19 protein-coding genes are annotated in these 19054 nt (G+C 70.7%); 12 read left to right on the top strand and 7 right to left on the bottom strand.

Translation table 11 applies throughout. The features are described 5' to 3' along the window. Nucleotide 1: 1 nt before the first annotated feature. Both AC07FJ_RS06110 and AC07FJ_RS06105 read right to left on the bottom strand, forming a co-directional pair. Nucleotides 2-1162: an acyl-CoA dehydrogenase family protein gene (locus tag AC07FJ_RS06110; protein WP_479045793.1), complete on the bottom strand. Its 1161-nt coding sequence runs from the start codon at nt 1160-1162 to the stop codon at nt 2-4. Beyond that, complete coding sequence (locus tag AC07FJ_RS06105; RefSeq protein WP_479045791.1) at nt 1159-2301, bottom strand: CaiB/BaiF CoA transferase family protein; 1143 nt, start codon at nt 2299-2301, stop codon at nt 1159-1161. Before AC07FJ_RS06105 ends, AC07FJ_RS06110 begins: the two co-directional genes overlap by 4 nt. Nucleotides 2302-2451: 150 nt before the next feature. Between AC07FJ_RS06105 and AC07FJ_RS06100 the strand changes: the two genes are divergently transcribed. Then, on the top strand, nt 2452-3018 hold the full coding sequence (locus AC07FJ_RS06100) for a hypothetical protein (protein WP_479045788.1): 567 nt from the start codon (nt 2452-2454) through the stop codon (nt 3016-3018). 78 nt (nt 3019-3096) lie between these two features. After that, nucleotides 3097-4362 (top strand): saccharopine dehydrogenase family protein, encoded by a 1266-nt coding sequence (locus AC07FJ_RS06095; RefSeq protein WP_479045785.1) that lies wholly within the window; start codon nt 3097-3099, stop codon nt 4360-4362. Between the two features lie 12 nt (nt 4363-4374). Here AC07FJ_RS06095 and AC07FJ_RS06090 read toward each other — a convergent pair whose 3' ends face one another. Further along, nucleotides 4375-5064 (bottom strand): endonuclease V, encoded by a 690-nt coding sequence (locus AC07FJ_RS06090; RefSeq protein ID WP_479045783.1) that lies wholly within the window; start codon nt 5062-5064, stop codon nt 4375-4377. 50 nt (nt 5065-5114) lie between these two features. Beyond that, nucleotides 5115-5543, bottom strand: coding sequence for a hypothetical protein (locus AC07FJ_RS06085; protein WP_479045780.1), 429 nt, complete (start codon nt 5541-5543; stop codon nt 5115-5117). A 234-nt stretch (nt 5544-5777) separates the two neighbouring features. On the opposite strand from AC07FJ_RS06085, the gene AC07FJ_RS06080 reads away from it, so the two are divergent. Next, nucleotides 5778-6080 carry a YciI family protein gene (locus AC07FJ_RS06080; RefSeq protein WP_479045777.1) on the top strand — a complete coding sequence of 101 codons (303 nt, stop codon included), beginning with the start codon at nt 5778-5780 and terminating at the stop codon, nt 6078-6080. A gap of 40 nt (nt 6081-6120) precedes the next feature. Here the strand turns inward: AC07FJ_RS06080 and AC07FJ_RS06075 are convergent, their stop codons facing one another. Next, nucleotides 6121-7269 (bottom strand): WD40/YVTN/BNR-like repeat-containing protein, encoded by a 1149-nt coding sequence (locus tag AC07FJ_RS06075; RefSeq protein ID WP_479046903.1) that lies wholly within the window; start codon nt 7267-7269, stop codon nt 6121-6123. 194 nt (nt 7270-7463) lie between these two features. Here AC07FJ_RS06075 and ssgD point away from each other — a divergent pair, with 194 nt between their 5' ends. The 7 genes from ssgD (at nt 7464) to AC07FJ_RS06040 (ending at nt 13981) form a co-directional block, all read left to right on the top strand. After that, nucleotides 7464-7880, top strand: coding sequence for a spore wall synthesis regulator SsgD (ssgD, locus tag AC07FJ_RS06070; RefSeq protein ID WP_361415438.1), 417 nt, complete (start codon nt 7464-7466; stop codon nt 7878-7880). Between the two features lie 315 nt (nt 7881-8195). Beyond that, a complete protein-coding gene (locus AC07FJ_RS06065) occupies nt 8196-9830 on the top strand; it encodes an ABC-F family ATP-binding cassette domain-containing protein (protein ID WP_479045775.1) in 1635 nt (544 codons plus the stop codon). A gap of 137 nt (nt 9831-9967) precedes the next feature. Beyond that, nucleotides 9968-10942 carry an acyl-ACP desaturase gene (locus AC07FJ_RS06060; protein ID WP_479045774.1) on the top strand — a complete coding sequence of 325 codons (975 nt, stop codon included), beginning with the start codon at nt 9968-9970 and terminating at the stop codon, nt 10940-10942. A gap of 251 nt (nt 10943-11193) precedes the next feature. Continuing rightward, entirely contained in the window at nt 11194-11463 is a 270-nt protein-coding gene (locus tag AC07FJ_RS06055) for a hypothetical protein (RefSeq protein ID WP_479045772.1), read from the top strand. After that, entirely contained in the window at nt 11456-12685 is a 1230-nt protein-coding gene (locus AC07FJ_RS06050) for a putative T7SS-secreted protein (RefSeq protein WP_479045769.1), read from the top strand. The genes AC07FJ_RS06055 and AC07FJ_RS06050 overlap by 8 nt, the downstream gene beginning before the upstream one ends. A gap of 19 nt (nt 12686-12704) precedes the next feature. Continuing rightward, nucleotides 12705-13388, top strand: a complete 684-nt coding sequence (locus tag AC07FJ_RS06045; RefSeq protein ID WP_479045767.1) for a hypothetical protein — start codon at nt 12705-12707, stop codon at nt 13386-13388. A 317-nt stretch (nt 13389-13705) separates the two neighbouring features. After that, nucleotides 13706-13981, top strand: coding sequence for a hypothetical protein (locus AC07FJ_RS06040; RefSeq protein ID WP_479045764.1), 276 nt, complete (start codon nt 13706-13708; stop codon nt 13979-13981). Between the two features lie 2 nt (nt 13982-13983). Here AC07FJ_RS06040 and AC07FJ_RS06035 read toward each other — a convergent pair whose 3' ends face one another. Continuing rightward, complete coding sequence (locus AC07FJ_RS06035) at nt 13984-14241, bottom strand: WhiB family transcriptional regulator (protein WP_361415452.1); 258 nt, start codon at nt 14239-14241, stop codon at nt 13984-13986. 264 nt (nt 14242-14505) lie between these two features. On the opposite strand from AC07FJ_RS06035, the gene AC07FJ_RS06030 reads away from it, so the two are divergent. Next, nucleotides 14506-15372, top strand: a complete 867-nt coding sequence (locus tag AC07FJ_RS06030) for a hypothetical protein (RefSeq protein ID WP_479045761.1) — start codon at nt 14506-14508, stop codon at nt 15370-15372. A gap of 6 nt (nt 15373-15378) precedes the next feature. On the opposite strand, the gene AC07FJ_RS06025 is transcribed toward AC07FJ_RS06030, so the two are convergent. Further along, entirely contained in the window at nt 15379-16371 is a 993-nt protein-coding gene (locus AC07FJ_RS06025; RefSeq protein ID WP_479045758.1) for a multicopper oxidase domain-containing protein, read from the bottom strand. Between the two features lie 194 nt (nt 16372-16565). Here AC07FJ_RS06025 and AC07FJ_RS06020 point away from each other — a divergent pair, with 194 nt between their 5' ends. After that, the gene (locus AC07FJ_RS06020; protein ID WP_479045755.1) at nt 16566-19049 is read left to right on the top strand and encodes a ThuA domain-containing protein; all 2484 of its coding nucleotides are present in this window, start codon (nt 16566-16568) and stop codon (nt 19047-19049) included. Nucleotides 19050-19054: the final 5 nt, after the last annotated feature.

Genomic DNA, 19054 nt, shown 5'->3' with positions numbered 1-19054 from the left:
GTCAGGCCTTTCGGGAGGGGTGGTCGAGCAGGGAACGGCCGATGATCTCCTTCATGATCTCGGTCGTGCCGCCGTAGATGGTCTGGATGCGGCCGTCCGTGAAGGCCCTGGCCACCGGGTACTCGGCCATGTACCCGTAGCCGCCGTGCAGCTGGAGGCAGCGGTCGGCGACCCGCTTCTGCAGCTCGGTGGCCCACCACTTGGCCATCGAGGCGTGGACGGCGTCCAGCTCCCCGTCGGCGTGGTCGACGATGCAGCGGTCCAGGAAGGTGCGGGTGACGGCGCACTCGGTGGCCATCTCCGCGATCTCGAAGCGGATGTGCTGGAGCTTGGCGAGCGGCCGCCCGAACGCCTCGCGCTCCTTGACGTAGTCGGTGGTGATCTCCAGCAGGTGCTCGGCGGCGGCGATGCCGGCGACCGCTATCGCCATCCGCTCCTGCGCGAGGTTGGTCATCAGGTGGATGAAGGCGCCGTTCACCTCGCCGAGCAGGTTCTCCTTGGGGACGCGTACGTCGTGGAAGAACAGCTCGGCGGTGTCCTGGGACTTCTGGCCGATCTTGTCGAGGTTGCGGCCGCGCTCGAAGCCCTCCATGCCGCGCTCGACGACCAGGAGGGACAGTCCGTGCGCGCCGCCCTCGGGGGTGGTCCTGGCGACGACGATGACGAGGTCGGCGAGGATGCCGTTGGAGATGAAGGTCTTGGAGCCGTTGAGCAGGTAGTGGTCGCCCTTGTCCTCGGCGGTGGTGCGGATGCCCTGGAGGTCGGATCCGGCGCCGGGCTCGGTCATGGCGATGGCGGTGATGGTCTCGCCGGTGCAGAAGCCGGGCAGCCAGCGCCGCTTCTGCTGGTCGGTGGCGAGACCGGTGAGGTAGGGGCCGATGATGTCGTTGTGCAGGCCGATGGCGAAGCCGGGCGTGCCGGCGCGGGTGAACTCCTCGGCGAGGACGGCGCTGTAGCGGAAGTCGGCGGTCCCGCCGCCTCCGTACTCCTCGGGCACGGCGAGGCCCAGCAGGCCCTGCCGGCCCGCCGCCCGCCAGGCGTCGCGCGCGACGATGCCGTCCTTCTCCCACTGCTCGTAGTGCGGCAGGACCTCCTTGGCGAGGAAGGTGCGGACGGTGTCGCGGAAGGCGTCGTGCTCGGCGCTGAAGATCCGGCGTTTCACCCGGTCCCCCTGGTCTCGTCGGTACGGATGCTCGGTACGCCCCAGTCGCGGGCGATCTCGTCGGTGTCGGCGCCCGGCCGCGCGGGTGGGCGGCGTACGGCCCCGGGCGTGGCGGAGAAGCGGGGCGCGGGTGCGGGCTGGGTGATGCCGCCGTGGTCGGTGAAGGTGGACCGGGCGGCGAGGTGCGGGTGTGCGGGCGCCTCGCGCAGGGAGAGGACGGGTGCGACGCAGGCGTCGGACCCTTCGAAGACGGCGGTCCACTCGGCGCGGGTCTTCTCCTTGAACCGCCGGGCCACGGCCGCGCGCAGCTCGTCCCAGCGGGCGAAGTCCTTGCGGGCGGGTGCGGTGTCCTCGATGCCGAGGAGCGCGGTGAACTCGTCGTAGAACCGCTGCTCCAGCGCGCCGACCGCCATGTACGCGCCGTCGGCGGTCTCGTAGGTGCCGTAGAAGGGGCAGCCGCCGTCCAGGAGGTTGGCGCCGCGCCGGTCCTGCCAGCCGCCGGCCGCCATCATGCCGTGGATCATCGTGGCGAGGTGGGCGGTCCCATCGGTGATCGCCGCGTCGACGACCTGCCCACTGCCGCCCTCCGCGCGGGCGTGGTGGAGCGCGGCGAGCACGCCGACGACGAGGTAGAGGGCGCCGCCCGCGTAGTCCCCGAGGAGGTTGGCGGGCACGGTCGGCGGTTCGTCGCTTTTGCCGATCATGGAGAGGGTGCCGGTGATGGCGACGTACGCGATGTCGTGGCCGGCGCGCTGGGCGAGCGGGCCGTCCTGGCCCCAGCCGGTCATCCGCCCGTACACCAGCCTCGGGTTCCGGGCCAGGCACGGCTCGGGGCCGATCCCGAGCCGTTCGGCCACGCCGGGGCGGAAGCCCTCGATGAGGATGTCGGCGCGCTCGACGAGGTCGAGCACCCGCTCCGGTGCGCCGTCGGCCTTGAGGTCGATGAGGACGGAGCGCTTGTTGCGGTTGGTCAGGTCGTACGCCGGGTCGATCGCGAGCCCCGCGCCGCCGGGCCGGTCGACGCGTACGACGTCGGCGCCCAGGTCGGCCAGGAGCATGGCGGCGAACGGGCCGGGGCCGATGCCCGCCAGCTCGACCACGCGCACTCCGGCGAGCGGGCCGGTGCCTGTCGCTGCCATTCAAACCCCCAGCATGGTGTGACACAACTGCTGTAACAGCACTGATGCTAAGAACACGTTCCACTGCGCACAAGGCCTGTGGACAACTCCGCTTCGGGGGCCGGCCGACCCGGTCCGGTTCCGGCCCAACCCGCTTGCTAGCTTCGCGACATGCGTATATCCGGCCGTTGGCCCCTCGCCCTGCTCGCCGCGCCCGTGGCGGCCCTGCTGATCTCCTGTTCCGGCGGCGGCGAGCCGGCCGGGGGCCGGGCGCCGACCACGGCCACGGCCCCGGCGGCACCGGAGCACGGAGCGGCGGCCCCCGAGGCCGGTACGGAGGCGGACGCCGCTTCCTCGGCCGCCGATTCCGGTTCCGGCGCCGATTCCGGTTCCGGCGCCGATTCGGGTTCCGGCGCCGGTGCCGACCCGGGTCCCGAGAAGGTGCGCGACGCCTTCGCCGGGCTCCAGGCCACGCTCGGCGACAGCTGCACCCCCGGCAACTGCGCCTACTTCCTCGACCGCGTCCACGAGGAGCTCGACGGCCTGGACCGTGCCATGAAGGCGGACCCCAAGGGTCCCGGCCACTTCACCGAACCCATCGCGTGGATCGCCGCGCTGCGAACCTCCCTCAAGGGCGACACCTCGTTCGACAACCTCAAGAAGCACCAGAGCGAGCTGATCGGCACCCGCGACCGCATCAACGTCTGGATGCAGGACCACCCGGACGATTACCGCTGACACCCACGCTAGCCTCTGCCACCGACAACAGCGCGGCACGCACTGCACGCGTGGGGCTCCTGGGACGCGGAGGGCTGGATGGACAGACGGGACAGCACAGAACGGGCGCAGGGGGCACGCGCGGACGAGGCCCCGGCACAGGGCGCCCCAGCGCACGAGGCCCCGGCACAGGGCACGCGCCCCTATGACGTCGTGCTCTTCGGAGCCACCGGTTTCGCCGGGGAGCTGACCGCCCGCTATCTGGCCGCGCACGCGCCCGCGCACTGCCGCTGGGCGCTCGCCGGGCGCAACCGGGACAAGCTGGAACGGCTGCGTGAGCGGCTCGCCGCCGACAACCCCGCCTGCGCCGAGCTGCCCCTGCTGCACGGCGACGCCGCCGAGCCCGGGTCCCTGCGCGAACTCGCCGAGTCCGCCAGGGTCGTGGCCACCACCGTCGGGCCGTACATCTGGTACGGCGAGCCCCTGGTGGCCGCCTGCGCCGAGGCGGGCACGGACTACGTGGACCTGACCGGCGAAGCGGAGTTCACGGACCTGATGTACGTACGCCATGACGCGCGGGCCCGCGAGACCGGCGCCCGTATCGTGCACGCGTGCGGCTTCGACTCGGTGCCGTACGACCTCGGCGTGTACTTCACGGTCCGGCAGCTGCCGAAGGACGTGCCGCTGCGCGTCGACGGCTTCGTCCGGACCAACGCCTTCTTCTCCGGCGGAACCTTCGCCTCCGCGCTCACGGCGATGGGGCGCGGGCGCCAGATGATCCGGGCGGCGCGGGAGCGGCGGTTGCACGAACCGCGGCTGGTGGGGCGCCGGGCACGGGCGCCGCTGGCCGGTCCCCGGTTCAGCCGCGAGACCGGGGCGTGGGCGCTGCCCCTGCCGACCCTCGACCCGCGGATCGTGGAGCGCTCGGCGACCGCACTCCCCAGGTACGGGCCCGACTTCCGCTACCGCCACTACGCCGCCGTCCGCACCCTGCCCATGGCGGTCGGCGGAGCGGCGGCCGTCGGCGCGGGCGTCGCACTCGCGCAGCTGCCCGCCGTACGGCGCCGGCTGATGGAGCGTTACGAACCGGGGACCGGCCCCGACGCGGAGCGGCGCGCGCGCAGCTGGTTCAGCGTGCGGTTCGTCGGCGAGGGCGGCGGACGGCGGGTGTTCACCGAGGTGGCGGGCGGCGACCCGGGCTATGACGAGACGGCGAAGATGCTCGCCGAGTCGGCGCTGTGCCTCGCGTTCGACCCGTTGCCGAAGACGGCCGGCCAGGTCACGACGGCCGTCGCCATGGGCGACGCGCTGCTGGACCGGCTGCGGGCGGCGGGCATCGTCTTCCGGGTGGCCGATGCCCGCTGACCGGACGCGCGCTCAGGCCGTCGCCTCCTTCAGGGCGCGGCGGCACAGGGCGTCGGCGCGGCGGGTGGTCTCGGGGATGCGGTAGCGGGGCGTCAGGTGGAGGGTGTGCGCGCAGGCGCTGTCCAGGGTGACGCGGTGTCCTGCCGAGACGAAGACCGGCTTGACCGCGTCCTGGGTGCGCAGCGCCCGGCCGACCTCCTCGCCGTCCGCGAGCAGCGGGCTGGACGCGCCGCGCTGCGACGCGGGCTGCTCGTACGTGAAGGTGAAGGGGTTCTTGGCGACGCCGATGACCGGGCGGCCGGTGAGGACGCCGAGGTGGCTGGCGAGCCCGAAGCGGCGCGGGTGCGCTTGGCCGTATCCGTCGCAGACCACCACCCCCGGGTCGGCGGTGAGGGCGTCCAGGGCGGCCAGGACCGCGGGGATCTCGCGGAAGGCCAGCAGGCCGGGGACGTACGGGAAGGAGACCCGGCCGACCGCGGTGGCCTCGTCGACGACGTCGAGGGTGCGGGCGTCGAGGACGACGGCCGCCGCGGCGACGAGGTCGCGTTCGTCGTCGTAGGCCACGTCGACACCGGTGACGTGGCCGGTGCCCGGGGGCGGGCCCGGCTCGTCCAGGACGACGCGGCTGCGCAGCGCGTCCTGGACGGCCAGGGCTTCGGTCTCGCGGGCGGGCCAGTCGGCGGGCACGGGGATGATCGTCATGATGACGGTCACCTTACGGCCGTCCGCGCGCCGGGGGCCCGGGGGTCGGATCAGTACCAGGGCGTGGAGGCCAGGTCGTGGCCGTTGCAGGAGAGGATGGCCCGGGAGAGACGGCCGTTCAGGTTGTTGGCGATCTTGGTGTAGGCGTAGTTGATGCCGGGGTCGACGCTCTCGGAGACCCATCCCCCGCCGTCGGCGCGCTGGGCGACGGCGACGCAGCCCTGGGGCGCGTTCTCGATGCGGGCGAAGGAGCCGCACTTGGAGGAGTAGAAGTACTTGAGCGTGATGCCGGAGGCGCCGGTCGTGTACTTCAGCGCGAAGGTGCCGGAGCAGCCCGAGACGGTCGGGTACGAGCCCTCGTAGGCGTAGGCACCGTAGTTGCCTCCGCTGTACGAGGTGGCCTGGGCGGTGAAGGGCGAGAGGGCGACGGCGGTGACGGCACCGGCGGCGGCCAGCAGGGTCTTGGCGGTACGGCGCATGGTCCCTCTTCTGCGCTGCTCGTGGGGCTTGGAGCATGAAGCGCGCTCACCGTAGGGCGGGAGGGGGCGATTCCGGACCGGAGGGCAGGAGGTTCGGCCGAATTTCACCTAGGAGTGGGATGTATCTGCGGATATTCCGTGAGGTATCGCCTCGTTAGGGGGCGATTTTCGGTCACGCCTGAGTTATCCACAGCCCCCGAGGGCTTGTCGGCGGAGGCGGGTAGCCTGGCGCACATGTTCGTACTGGAATTGACCTACACGGGGCCGCTCGAGGCCGTCGAGGCGCAGCTGGACGCCCACATGGCCTGGGTTGACGAGCACTACGCGTCGGGTGTCTTCATCGCCTCCGGCCGGAAGAACCCGCGCGACGGCGGCGTGCTGCTGGCCGTCGGGGACGACCGCGCGCACATGGAGAAGATCACGGCGGCCGACCCCTTCGTCACGGCCGGCCTGTGCGAGTACCGCATCACCGAGTTCATAGCGACCAGGACCGCGCCCGAGCTCGCCGCGTACCGCCAGCAGCCGCTGTCGTCCTGACGCCGCCGCGCCCCCGCGCGGGCGGGGGCGCGTAGACGCGTCAGGGGTGGGTCGGCCGCTGCAGGCGCGCCACCCGGCCCTTTTCGCCCGAGGCCCAGCAGCCCCCGTCGGCGGCGCAGTCGACGGTGTCGTACGCCCCGGAGTCGACCGTGTGCCAGGTGCGGCCGCCGTCCGTGGTGAGGTCCGTGCCCGTCGGGCCGACGGCGAGCGCGGCGGACCGGCTGTGCGGCAGCCAGGACACGCCGGAGCGGTAGGCGGGCGGCGGGGTGTGCGCCTGCCGCCAGGAGCGGCCGCCGTCCCCGGTGACCGCGGCCGCCTGCGGGGACGGCTGCCCGGTCCGGTAGTCGCCACCTACCGCCAGGCCGTGCGTCCGGTCGCGGAAGGCGAGGGCGAACACACCGCGCGCCGGGTCACCGGCCGGGACGGTGGAGTCGGCGACGGTCCAGTTCAGGCCACGGTCCGACGAGTGCAGTACGCGTGCGGTGGCGCCGCCTCCGGTGGCCAGCCAGACGTCTCGCGGGCCCGAGCTCACCAGGCACTGTCCGCTCGCGGCGAAGGCGGCCTCGCCGGGCAGCGCGGCGGGCATCCCCGCGTTCGGCAGGACGCGCCAGGACCGGCCACCGTCACGGGTCGCCAGAATGCGGTACCGGCCGTCCACCGGGTCGCTCACGGCGAGCCCGTGCCGGCGGTCGAGGAAGGTGACGCAGTCGTAGAAGGCGCGCGGGTCGGTGTTGCGGAAGGACTCGGTCCAGGTGGCGCCGCCGTCGTCGGTGCGCAGGATCCTGGACGCCTCACCCTCGCCGATCGCCAGCACCACCGCGCGGCGGTGGTCGAACGCCTCGATGTCGCGGTACTCCAGCGCCTCCCCGCCCGGCGGCGACACGTTCCGCCAGCTGCGGCCGCCGTCCGCCGTGCGCAGCACCGTGCCCCGGGAGCCGGCCACCCACGCACCGGTGCGGCTGACGGCCGCGAGGCCCCGGAACCGTACGTCCGTACCGGTCGGCCGCGGGGACCAGACCGGAGCCTCGTGGACGGTTTCCCCAGCGCGTTCCCCAGCGCGTTCCCGAGCATGTTCCCGGGGCGCCTCCCGGGCCGGCGTCGCTTCGGCCGGGGCGGGCGTCGCCAGGGCGGTGGGCGGCGCGGCGGTCAGGGCCGCGGTGAGGGCCACGCTGAGTGCCGCCACGGCCAAGGCGGCCCCCGGGGTCACTCCGCTGCGTCCTCCCGGCCGCACCGTTCTCACCGTTGGTCTCGTCTTCCCCATGGGCGTCATGGCGGTGGACGGTGACACAGGTCACGCCACTCGTCAATGCACGCCTTGGCCGAATCCATCGTCCTCACCCGTGTAAAGAGACGTACCCCAAGCCACGTGTGAGGGAGCAGGCCTTGTCCACCGTCATCGAGCAGGCCGTGCAGGCCCGCCTGGTCGCGTCCGCGCCCTGTATGGAGACCGTTTCGGCCACTCTCCGCTACGACCGGAAGGACCCGTTCGCCGTTCAGATGGCGTTCCCCGCCCCCGCCACTCTGGAGGGCACCGAGGTGGCCTGGGCCTTCTCGCGGGAGCTGCTGGCCGCCGGCGTCGACCAGCCGGCCGGCCTGGGGGACGTCCGCGTCCGACCGTACGGCTACGACCGCACGGTCGTGGAGTTCCACGCGCCGGAGGGCGTCGCGATGGTGCACGTGCGCACCTCGGAGGTGCGCCGGTTCCTCCAGCGGGCCCAGCACCTCGTACCCACCGGCTGCGAGCACCGGTTCCTCGACCTCGACGAGGACCTGTACGAGCTGTTGCGCGACGCCCGCTGACCGGCGCTCCGGCGCGGCCGCCCGTAATTCCGTTGCCGCCCGGAGCCGTCCGGGCGTAGCGTCCTTCCCGGCCCTTGTCGTCGTCGATCGGAGTAGGATGTTGCTCGTCTGAGGTCTCGAGACACCGTGTCGCACCCCGCGTTCTCGGCGGTGTGCGCACTGATGTGTGCGACCTCGGCATAGAGCCGTACGCGCTGCGCCAGCCGTACGAGCCGGACGAGCCGTCCCGCGACAGCGACCGCTGCTGCACTGCCACTGCCCGCGGTGTCTCACCCGTTGCCCCACCCCTTTTCCTCATGCAACCGGGAGACCCGTATGTCTACCTTTCCCACCTTCATCACCTGCACCGACCTGTCCTTCTCCTGGCCGGACGGCACCGAGGTGCTCGACCGTTTCCAGCTGGCGGTCGGCCCCGGCAGGACCGGCCTGATCGGCCTCAACGGCTCCGGCAAGTCGACCCTGCTGAAGCTGATCGCCGGAGACCTGACCCCGTCCGAGGGCTCGGTCCGCGTGGCCGGCGAGGTCGGTTACCTGCCGCAGAACGCCACCCTCGACACCGCCCTCCGCGTCGATCAGGCCCTCGGCATCGCCGCCACCCGCGCCGCGCTGCACGCCATCGAGGCGGGGGACGCGAGCGAGGAGCACTTCACGGCGGTCGGCGACGACTGGGACGTCGAGGAGCGGGCCCGCGCCCTGCTCGACCAGCTCGGCCTCGGCCACATCGGCCTGGACCGCACCATCGGCGAGGTCTCGGGCGGCGAGTGCGTCCTGCTGCGGCTGGCGGCCCTGTTGCTGGCCGGGCCCGATGTGCTGCTGCTGGACGAGCCGACGAACAACCTCGACCTGTACGCGCGCCGCCGCCTGTACGCCGCGGTGCGGTCCTGGTCGGGCGTCCTGGTCGTGGTCAGCCACGATCGCGAACTGCTGGAGCTGGTGGACCGCATCGCCGACCTGCGGGACGGTGACGTGGCCTGGTACGGCGGGCCGTACTCCGCGTACGAGGAGGCCGTCGCCGCCGAACAGGAGGCGGCCGAGCGCATGGTGCGGGTCGCCGAGGCCGACGTACAGCGGCAGAAGCGGGAACTGTCGGAGGCGCACATGAAACTGGCGCGGCGCAAGCGGTACGGGCAGAAGATGTTCGACAGCAAGCGCGAGCCGAAGATCGTCATGAACGCGCGCAAGCGAGCCGCCCAGGAATCGGCCGGAAAGCACCGCATCCTGCACGCCCAGAAGCTCGCCGAGGCCAAGGAGCGGCTCGACGAGGCGGTGGAGGCGGTCCGGGACGACGACGAGATCCGCGTGGAGCTGCCCTACACCACGGTCCCGCCGGGCCGCGGCGTGCTGCTCCTGCGCGACCTGGAGCTGCGGTACGGGGCCCGGGTCAGCGGCGAGTGGGAGTTGCGCGGCCCGGAGCGCATCGCGCTCGTCGGGCGCAACGGCGCGGGCAAGACGACGCTGCTGCGCACGATCGCCGGGGAGCTGGAGCCGGTGTCGGGCGAGGCGGTGGCGCACGTCCCGCTGCGGTTCCTGCCCCAGCGGCTCGACGTACTGGACGACGACCTGAGCGTGGTGGAGAACGTCGCCCGCTTCGCCCCCGAGGCCACGCCCAACCGCATTCGGGCCCGGCTGGCGCGCTTCCTGTTCCGGGGCGCGCGGGCCGACCAGCCCGCCGGGACGCTCTCGGGTGGCGAACGGTTCCGGGCCTCGCTCGCCGCGCTGCTGCTGGCCGAGCCGGCTCCTCAGTTGCTGCTGCTGGACGAGCCGACGAACAATCTCGACATGGCGAGCGTACGGAAATTGACGGCGGCGCTCGACGCGTACGAGGGGGCGCTGATCGTGGCCAGCCACGACATGGCGTTCCTGGAGTCGATCGGCATCACGCGATGGCTGGAAATGGACGGCGAGCTGCGTCCGGCAACACCGGAATCTGCGGCTCCGTCACTCGATTGACGGACGTGACCAGGGCGTATGACCCACCGTAACGACCCATGACCGGACCCGGGCTTGGCTGGGGCTTACAGCGCCCTTAACCTACGGTCTCGTAACCTACGAAGCCGTAGGTATGTCACGTCCCCAGGAGTAGCCGCATGACCCTCACCTCTCCCCACCTCGGCAGTTCGGACGCGTGGACCGACGCCCGGCTGCTGTACGCCCTGGAAGAGGTGGTCGAGAAGGAGCTCAACCGCCACCTGAAGGTCGTCAAGGACTGGATGCCGCACGAGTACGTGCCGTGGTCGGACGGCCGCAACTTCCCCGGCCTCTTCGAGGACGGCGAGGCCTGGGAGCCCGAGCAGTCCAAGGTGACCGACATCGGCAAGATCGCGCTGGTCGTCAACCTGCTCACCGAGGACAACCTCCCGAGCTACCACCACGAGATCGCCACCCTCTTCGGGCGCGACGGCGCCTGGGGCACCTGGGTGCACCGCTGGACCGCGGAGGAGGGCAGGCACGGCATCGTCATGCGCGACTACCTGCTCGCCTCGCGCGCGGTCGACCCGGACAAGCTGGAGCAGTTCCGGATGGCGCACATGAGCGAGGGCTTCGAGTCGGACAACCGGCACTCGATGCTGCACTCGGTCGCGTACGTCGCCTTCCAGGAGCTCGCCACGCGCATCTCGCACCGCAACACCGGCCACCAGTCCGGGGACCCGGTCTGCGACCGGATGCTGGCGCGCATCGCGACCGACGAGAACCTGCACATGGTCTTCTACCGGAACCTGCTGGGCGCCGCCTTCGAGCTCGCGCCGGACCTGACCATGCAGGCGGTACGGGACGTGGTCGTCAACTTCCGGATGCCGGGGCACGGCATGCCGGGCTTCGAGCGGGCGGCCGCGCAGATGGCCATCGGCGAGATCTACAACATGCGCATACACCATGACGACGTGCTCCAGCCGGTGCTGCGCTTCCTGAAGGTCCTGGAGATCGACGGGCTCGGCCCGGAGGGCCTGAAGGCGCAGGAGGAGCTCGGGCTGTACATGAGCGGCCTGGACGCGGAGGCACGGAAGTTCGACGAGAAGCTCGCGGCGCGCAAGGCGCGGCTGGCGGCACGCGCGGGCGGCTGACGCGAGCCCTCCGGGAGCATGCGGTTCGCGCGGCGCCTCCGTCACCTGCGACGGGGGCGCCGCGCACGCGTGCGGCCCTACGGCCCCTGCGGTCCCCGTGCCGCTGACGTGCAGACGTACGGAGAAACGTTCCCCGTCGATCAGCCGGGCCACGAGCACCACCCGGGAGGGTTACGGCGTTTCGGCGCATTGCTGCAGATCTGCCAGGGTGGTCCGCCATGGACCCGCATCTCCGTGTCGATCATGACCAGTTGGGCCGTTTCTCCCGTGCGTTGGGCGAATCGCTGACCTCCCTCGCGGAGGCCAGACGCGCGCTGGAGCACGTACGGGCCGATCAGCTCGGTACGCCGGAACTGGACGAGGCCTGCGACGGCTTCCAGGACCGCTGGAAGTACGGCGCGGAGCAGCTCGGCGTACGGATCAAGGCCGTGCACGAGGGGGTGCGGCTGAGCCACCAGGGGTACGTGCAACTCGACCACGCGATCGCGTCGGCGTTCCGGGCGGTGGGCCCGCGTGACTGACGCCGCCTTCCCCCACTTGGGCTGGAACCCGGCACCGGGCAGCCCGGCGGAGATCGCCGCGCTCCGGTCGAAGCTGACGTCCTCCGCGGCCGCGCTGGGTACGGCGCACCGCCTGGTGCGGCAGCTCCTGGGCGAGAGCTCCTACTGGGCGGGCGAGGCCGCGGACGCCTTCCGCGAGGCCCTGGACGGCGAACTCCCCCGCTACCTGGGCAACGCCCACCGCTCCTTGACGAAGGCGGCGGACCGCCTGGGCACCTGGCACGACAGCCTGGTCTCCTACCAGACGACGGCCCACCGCTACGAGACCCAGGCGGCCCTCCACACGAAGTCCCTGCGCACCGCGGAGTCCACCCACGCCGCGACCACCTCCCGCGCGGACGCCTCCCCCTCCGACCTCCACGCCGCGACGACAGCCCTCACCGAGGCCCGCGAAGCCCTGCACCACGTCCGCCGCCTCGCCCGCGAGCTGGAGGAAACCCACAGGGCGGAGGCGGCGCGTGTGGCGAAGTGCCTGAACGAGGCGACGGACCGGCTGGCTCCGGAGGAGCCGGGGGTGTTGAGCAAGGCTCTCGACTGGATCAGCGAGGACCTCGGCGATGTGCTGTCCGACGCATCCGCCGTCATGGGCTTCGCCGGCCTTGTGCTGGGGGTTGCTTTTCCACCGGTTGGCCTCGGTCTGATGATCCTCGCCACCGGAGCGAGCATGGGAGCGCTGGCTATGCATCTTTCGAACGACAAGGTGCGCACCTCACTACGAGATGGCTTCACCAAGGGGGAGTTCGACGCCGACTTCTGGGACAACGCCGTCACTCTCACCGGCGATGCCCTGGGATCTGTCCCAGGTGTTGCGGCCTTGGCACAGGGCGCCAAGGCGGTTCGTGCGAGTTCTGCCCTGGCCGGGTCTGAATCCCTTGCGGGTGTGGGAGCAGGAGCACGCGAGTTCGCCAGCGCTTCCAAGAGTTCGATGGACGAACTCCGGACCATTGAGAATCCTCTTACGGAGTGGGCACTCCGAGAAGCACACCCAACGGTGAGAAGCAGTGTCAAGTACGGCGTGCCGGCGACGGGCACGGTGACTGCCGCCAGCCATTACTCATCCCTCGACGAAAACGACACGGCCTCGAACGCGGCTACGGCAGTCGACGGTACGAGGGTCGCCATCGAAGATGCCCCGACATCGGCGGCCAGGATCGCGCACGCATGGGCCGCGCTCTCCCGTTGACAGACTGTAAGGCGGATTCATGAGCACGAAAGACAACGCTCCCCCAGTCTGGTTTCGATTGCCTCCCGGTTTCCACTCCCTCGAAACCATCACTGACGAAGGCCTTGCGCGGGCCGTCACCTCAGTCGTTACGCCACTGCTGGGGCAAGCACCGGAGGCCGACCAAGCGTTGCGTGACGCACGCGTGTTGACGGAACTCATTACGGCACTGTTCGACCAAGGGACCGCTTTTCTGGCTTTCGGGCTGCACCCCGATGGCGCCCACGGAGCGTGCATGTCACTCTTCTCGCTCTCCACGATCAGCACAACGGCTCCCTCACCACACGTGGCCGCTGCTCGTACGGGCATCGCGCTGGCCGACTCGTCCGCATGGCGAACACGGAATTGCAGACTTCTCGAGCTGCCCACCGGAGTCCCCGCGGCGATGGTCGCAGGGACGTTGGTCCTTCCAATGGATCTCGTGCAGCGTGCCGGGATCTCACTCCGGGCGGGTGAAGTATTTCAAGCGCGCATCGCGGTGCCGTACCCGTGCGGTTCTCATGTCGTGGTCGCCGACTTGGCGAGCGCGGCCACCCGTCATGCGGATTCCTACACCGACATCCTCGAGGGGATTGCTCACACGTTGTCGTTTTCGCATCCCGAAGACGACTCCAATGCAGCAAGCGCGGCACCTACTTCACGGCTTCTGGAGTTTCTCACGTGACACCACCACCGACACCGGCACCCCTACTGAAGAGGGCTTTTGATCACGCACCGACGATTCGCGGGCATGGCCGCCTAGTCATCAAACGCTGGGTCTGGCTCTTCTTCACAGCAGCTCTGGCGGCGGTCTCCTTCTACGCATGCATCGCATGGAGGTCGATCGGGCTCACCATCATGTGCGTGCTCTTCTATCCGCTCATGCTGCCACTGGCAATGGTGGCGCTGCGACAGACGCAGCGTGTAAAGGCAATCCTGAGCACGTACCCCTGGGTAGCGTATCCGTGCTCATATCCTCCGCGGTCACTGGAACGACCAGTCGTGATCTGCATCCGGTTCAGTGAGCATTACGCGCCCACCCTCCGGATCACGCCCTTCTCGGTGGAACTGGCCCGCAAGCAGAACCCCCAGCCCGACATGATCTGGTTCGCCGGGGACCCCCGCTACGGCGGCGTCGTCTCGCCCGTCGGCGGGCACTACCCCGTGCGAGTCGTACCCGAGGACATGGGGGACGGCGTGCCGGGCGGAGCCCCCGGGGATGACGTGCTCGCGGAGCAGGCCGGTCTCGTCAAGGGCGGCAGGGCTCGGCGGAGGTAGGTTCAGCGGCTGCTGCGCTTCAGTGCGTGCCGTTCCTTCTCCGAGAGGCCTCCCCAGACGCCGAACCTCTCGTCGTGCGTGAGCGCGTACTCGAGGCAGGCCTCGCGGCCCTCGCACGCCGCGCAGAGGCGCTTGGCGTCGCGCGTGGAGGAGCCCGGGTCCGGGAAGAAGAGCTCCGGGCCCGTCTGGGCGCAGAGGGCGGTCTCCTGCCAGGAGAGTTCGTGGTCGATCGTGGTCGAGGCATTGGTGTGGATCGGCATGGCGAACACGCTGCCCCGGTGGGATAAACGACGCCTCAACGGATGATCAACACGGCGCACCGCGGGTCGCTCCTCGTCAGCATGGGCTTCCGTGACGTGATCGGCAAGGGCACCATGCCGTGTGCGTATGATCGGATCATGACGATCAGAAAGGCTCATGCCGCGTAGGCGCCCCGTACCGCGCCCCTCGGCGAACGCGCCGCCGGGTCCTCCGGGTTCACCCGTGGAGGCCCGCGTCAGGAGACGTTCCGAGGAGTCAGCAGCATGAAGACCACCCCTTTGACGCCGTACGCGCGGTTGCCGCGTGCGTACCGCGAGATGCCGGTCATCGCCAGCACCGTCGACGCGTACGGACGTGCGCACTGGCTGCTCGGCGAGGCCGGAGGCAGCACCGGTGAAGGGCCATACGACGCCGTCATGGTGACGGTGGACGAGGGGCGTACGGAGGAGACGGTGCTCAGCGCGGTGCGGCCACGGTGGCCCATGATCGACGCGTTGCCGGACGGCGGATTCGTGCTGGCGGCCGGGCGCAGTCGCCCCGACGAACAGCATGTGCAGGTCTTCGACGCGCTGGGGAAGCCGTCGTGGACGTTCCGTGTGGGGGACGGCATCGAGCACATGCTCGCCGATGAGGCCGGGGACCTGTGGGTGGGCTACTTCGACGAGGGGGTCTACGGGGACGACCCGCTCAGCCGGCCGGGGCTGCGGCGGTGGAGCGGTACCGGTGAGCCGCGGTGGGCGTACGCCCCGCCCGCCGGGAACCAGTACATCTGGGACGTCTACTCCCTGAACGTGGACGGGGATGCCGCCTGGTCGACGCCGTACGGCGCGGGCCCCCTCCTGGAGGTGCGGGGCGAGGAGGTGCGCGTGCGCTCGGCTCCGGTGCGGATGGCCACCGCGCTCGCCGTGCACGGGGATCGGGTGGTGTTCCTGGGCGGCAGCGGCAAGCCGGCCGATCTGCTCACGTACGGGCGGCTGACGGACACCTCCGTCGAGCCGGTGATGGAGCGCCGGCTCGTACGGTCCGACGGGCGGAAGGTCGCGCGGTGCCGGAGGGTCTGCCGGGGCGCGCGAATCTTCCTGCGGCACGCGTCTGCCGTGGACTGGGAGGGCCTGGACCTCGCCGGCTGATACCCCTCAGTGGGCCGTGTGGCCGCCCGTCGGGTGGTGCGGTTCGTAGCCGGGGATGGTGCCGTCCGCTTTCGCCACCAGGAACAGACCGGCCATGCCCATGTCGGAGTGGCTCTGGACGTGGCAGTGGTACATCCAGGCGCCGGCGCCCACTCCCTCGCCCGCGATGATCTGGAAGCCGAAGGAGTCGGCGGGGCCGGTGATCTTGTTGTCGATGACGGGGCTGGGGTCGTCGGGGCCGGTGAGCATGCCGGTGCGGTTGTCCGCCCAGCGGTGACCGTGCATATGGAAGGTGTGGTAGTACTCGCCGTGGGTGATCATGATGATTTCGACCCGCTCCCCCACGGTGGCCTGGAAGTCCGGACTCTGATGGCCGGGCCGGTTGTTGATGGTCATGTCGTTGAAGACGATCGTGAACTGCTTGTCGGGGAGGATGTCGCCCTGGCGCCGCACCACGACCGGCCCGTACAGGCCCTTCCGGATGCCGCCGGTGCCGTGGTCGGTGCCGACGACGTGGTCGTGGTAGTGCCAGTAACCGGCGCTGCCGGCGCGCCAGGTGCCGTCCTTGCGGCGGCCGGGGGCGTGGGTGCGCCAGGTGTACGTGCGGCTGCCGCCGGGTTCGACGTGGCTGCGGTTGAGTTTCGTACCGTCGCTGGCGGTGTCGTAGTCGACGCCGTGGACGTGGAGGCTCACCGGGACGTCCATGGTGTTCTCGAACTCGATGTGGAGGGTGTCGCCTTCGTTGAGTTCGATGAGCGGGCCGGGAATCGTGGCCTTGCCCTTCTCCAGGCCGTACCCCATCTGACCGTCGGCCAGCTTCTCGGCGTACAGCTTGAGGTGCCGCACCTGGCCGCCCGCCGGTGCCGTCCGCAAGGGCGTCGCGGTCGGCGCCGCGGCCGGGACGGCGGTCGGCGCGGCGGCCGCGGACAACGATGTCACGCCGGTCGCCGCAGCCGTTCCCGAGGCCAGGAGACGCCGGTTGAAGCTCCGTCTGTCCATGCCGAACTCCCCAGTACGGTGCCGAGACTGACGGGGGCTGAGTACCCCGGGACGGCCACACCGTAGCCGCGGGCGATTCGTTTTTCCACAGCCAGGACAAAGTTCGCGCGATCGGTGCCAAGCTATTGGCGTGTCAGGGAAAGAGGTCTAGCTTCGTCGTCGTTTGCTGTGACCACAGAGGGGTGGGTGAACACATGCACCGTGCACCACATCACCGGTCAAGAACACGCCGCCGTGCGGCCGCGGTCCTGGCGGTCGCCGGCCTGGCGGCTTCGCTGCTCAGCGGTACGGCCGCCACCGCCCAGCCGCACCCGGAACACGCACGGACAACGTTGTCCCTCCCGTCGCCGCCGGGTGGCGCCAACGTCCGCGTGCTCGTCTTCCACGCCTCGGCGACCACGGAGTCCCCGACCGTCAACGCCGGTATCGCCGCGATAGAGGCGATCGGCCAGTCCGGGCCGGCCGCGCAGCGCTTCCGTACCGAGGCGACGGACGACGGCTCCGTCTTCACCGACGCCACCCGGCTCGGGCGGTACAACGCGGTCGTGTTCCTGACCGGCGGCGGTGATGTGCTCGACCCGGAGCAGGAGGCGGGCCTCGAGGCGTACATGGAGGCCGGTGGCGGGTTCCTCGGCATCCACGACGCGGCACGCTCGGAGCCGTACTCCGACTGGTTCACCGGGCTGGTCGGCGCCCGGCCCGCCGCCGGCGGCCCCACGCCCGTACAGCGCGCGACCGTCGAGGTGGGTGACCGGCAGCACCCTGCCACCCGGCAGCTCCCGTTGAACTGGAAGCGTCCCGACAAGTGGTTCAACTGGGCGGTCAACCCCTCCGGCAGCGTGCACACGGTGGCGCGGGTGCGCGAGAGCACCTACCGGCCGGGCGCGGGCGCCAACGGCTGGGACCACCCCGTCTCCTGGTGCCGTGACTACGACGGCGGCCGCTCCTTCTACACGGGCATGGGCGGTACGGCCGAGTCGTTCGCCGAGACCGACTTCCGCGAACACCTGCGCGGCGCCCTGCTGTGGACCACCCGGCTGGTCCGCGCCGACTGCAAGGCCACCATCGACGCGAACTACGCGAGCGAGCGTCTGACCGCGCCCAACCAGCCGGGCAGGAACGACCAGATCGGTGAACCGCACGGGCTGGTGACCGCGCCCGACGGGCGCGTCCTCTACATCGGCCGCGGCGGCGCCGACTCCTCCCAGCCCGTGGTCACCGACTGGAACGACCCGGACATCGGCAAGGGCAGCGGCGAGATCCACGTCTACGACCCGAAGACGAAGAAGGTGCAGCTCGCGGGCGCGCTCACGGTCTTCGGCAACAAGGGCGGTGGTGACGAGCTGACGAAGAACGAGGAGGGACTCCTCGGGATCGAGCTCGACCCCGGCTTCCTGTCCAACGGCTGGGTGTACCTGCACTACACACCCCATTCCCGGATCAACCGCGACACCCACATGGCGGAGCGGTACGTCTCCCGTTTCACCCTCGACCTCGCCACGAACACGCTGGACCCGCGCAGCGAGAAAGTGCTGCTCAGGTGGCCGGTGCAGATCCACAGCTGCTGCCACGCGGGCGGCGGCATGGCCTGGGACTCCCAGGAGAACCTCTACATCGCCACCGGCGACAACAACTCCAGCGGCTTCAGCGGCGGCTACTCCGGCAACAATCCGGAACCGGCCTTCAAGGGCGTTTCCTTCGCCGACGCCCGCCGCACCTCCGGCAACACCAACAACCTCAACGGCAAGATCCTGCGCATCCACCCCGAGGACGACGGCACGTACACGATCCCGGAGGGCAACCTCTTCACGGGGAAGGAGCCGGACGAGGGCGGCGGCAAGACGCGCGGCGAGATCTACGTGATGGGCGTGCGCAACCCGGCGCGCATCTTCGTCGACAAGACGACGGACATCCTGTACGCCGGGTGGGTCGGCCCCGACGCCGAAGCGCCGTCGACCACCTGGGGCCCCGCCAAGTACGACACCTTCACCGCCATCACCAAGGCGGGCAACCACGGCTGGCCGTACTGCATGGGCAACAACCAGCCCTACCGCGACCGCAATCTGCCCGAGCCCGGCAAGCCGCTCGGCTGGTACGACTGCTCCGCGCCGAAGAACGAGTCGCCCCACAACGACGGCCTGGTGAACCTGCCGCCGGTCACACCCAACTCCATCTGGTACTCACCGCAGGGCGGCGGCCCCGACTTCCCGAGGAACGCGAGCGGCGTGCCCAGCTACAAGACGGAGGAGCAGAGACTGCTGCTGCCGTGGCTCAAAGGCGGCGGGCAGGCGACCATGAACGGGCCGGTGTACCGGTACGACGCCACGAGCGCGAGCACTGTCGCATGGCCGTCGTACTGGGACGGCAAGTGGTTCGTGGGCGACTTCTACGACGGGGACCAGCCGCGCCACGCCGTGCTGATGGACCCGAGGACGGTCGGCAAGGGCGGACTGCCCGTCCACGCGGAGTCCCTGAAGAAGATCATCCCGGTGGGCCCGAACGGCATCCGCAACCTCATGGACTGGAAGTTCGCGCCCGACGGCTCCCTGTACGTCCTCGACTACGGCCGCGGCTTCTTCACCTCCGACTCCAAATCCGCGCTGTGGCGCGTGACGTACCGGGGCGGCGGGCCGACGCCCGCCGCCGAGGACCTGGCGAGGAAGGCGGCCGCGCAGTGAGACAC

The organism is Streptomyces sp. NPDC045998 (assembly GCF_056430285.1).
Note: the sequence above shows the minus strand (reverse complement) of the source record. Positions and strands in the feature narration are given on the sequence as shown.

Coding starts and splice junctions, on each gene's coding strand:
- AC07FJ_RS06085 (WP_479045780.1), bottom strand. CDS start 5,543: ATGCGCCGTACCGCCAAGACCCTGCTGGCCGCCGCCGGTGCCGTCACC.
- AC07FJ_RS06025 (WP_479045758.1), bottom strand. CDS start 16,371: ATGGACAGACGGAGCTTCAACCGGCGTCTCCTGGCCTCGGGAACGGCT.
- AC07FJ_RS06065 (WP_479045775.1), top strand. CDS start 8,196: ATGTCTACCTTTCCCACCTTCATCACCTGCACCGACCTGTCCTTCTCC.
- AC07FJ_RS06030 (WP_479045761.1), top strand. CDS start 14,506: ATGAAGACCACCCCTTTGACGCCGTACGCGCGGTTGCCGCGTGCGTAC.
- AC07FJ_RS06090 (WP_479045783.1), bottom strand. CDS start 5,064: ATGACGATCATCCCCGTGCCCGCCGACTGGCCCGCCCGCGAGACCGAA.
- AC07FJ_RS06035 (WP_361415452.1), bottom strand. CDS start 14,241: ATGCCGATCCACACCAATGCCTCGACCACGATCGACCACGAACTCTCC.
- AC07FJ_RS06060 (WP_479045774.1), top strand. CDS start 9,968: ATGACCCTCACCTCTCCCCACCTCGGCAGTTCGGACGCGTGGACCGAC.
- AC07FJ_RS06020 (WP_479045755.1), top strand. CDS start 16,566: ATGCACCGTGCACCACATCACCGGTCAAGAACACGCCGCCGTGCGGCC.
- AC07FJ_RS06095 (WP_479045785.1), top strand. CDS start 3,097: ATGGACAGACGGGACAGCACAGAACGGGCGCAGGGGGCACGCGCGGAC.
- AC07FJ_RS06105 (WP_479045791.1), bottom strand. CDS start 2,301: ATGGCAGCGACAGGCACCGGCCCGCTCGCCGGAGTGCGCGTGGTCGAG.
- AC07FJ_RS06080 (WP_479045777.1), top strand. CDS start 5,778: ATGTTCGTACTGGAATTGACCTACACGGGGCCGCTCGAGGCCGTCGAG.
- AC07FJ_RS06100 (WP_479045788.1), top strand. CDS start 2,452: ATGCGTATATCCGGCCGTTGGCCCCTCGCCCTGCTCGCCGCGCCCGTG.
- AC07FJ_RS06045 (WP_479045767.1), top strand. CDS start 12,705: ATGAGCACGAAAGACAACGCTCCCCCAGTCTGGTTTCGATTGCCTCCC.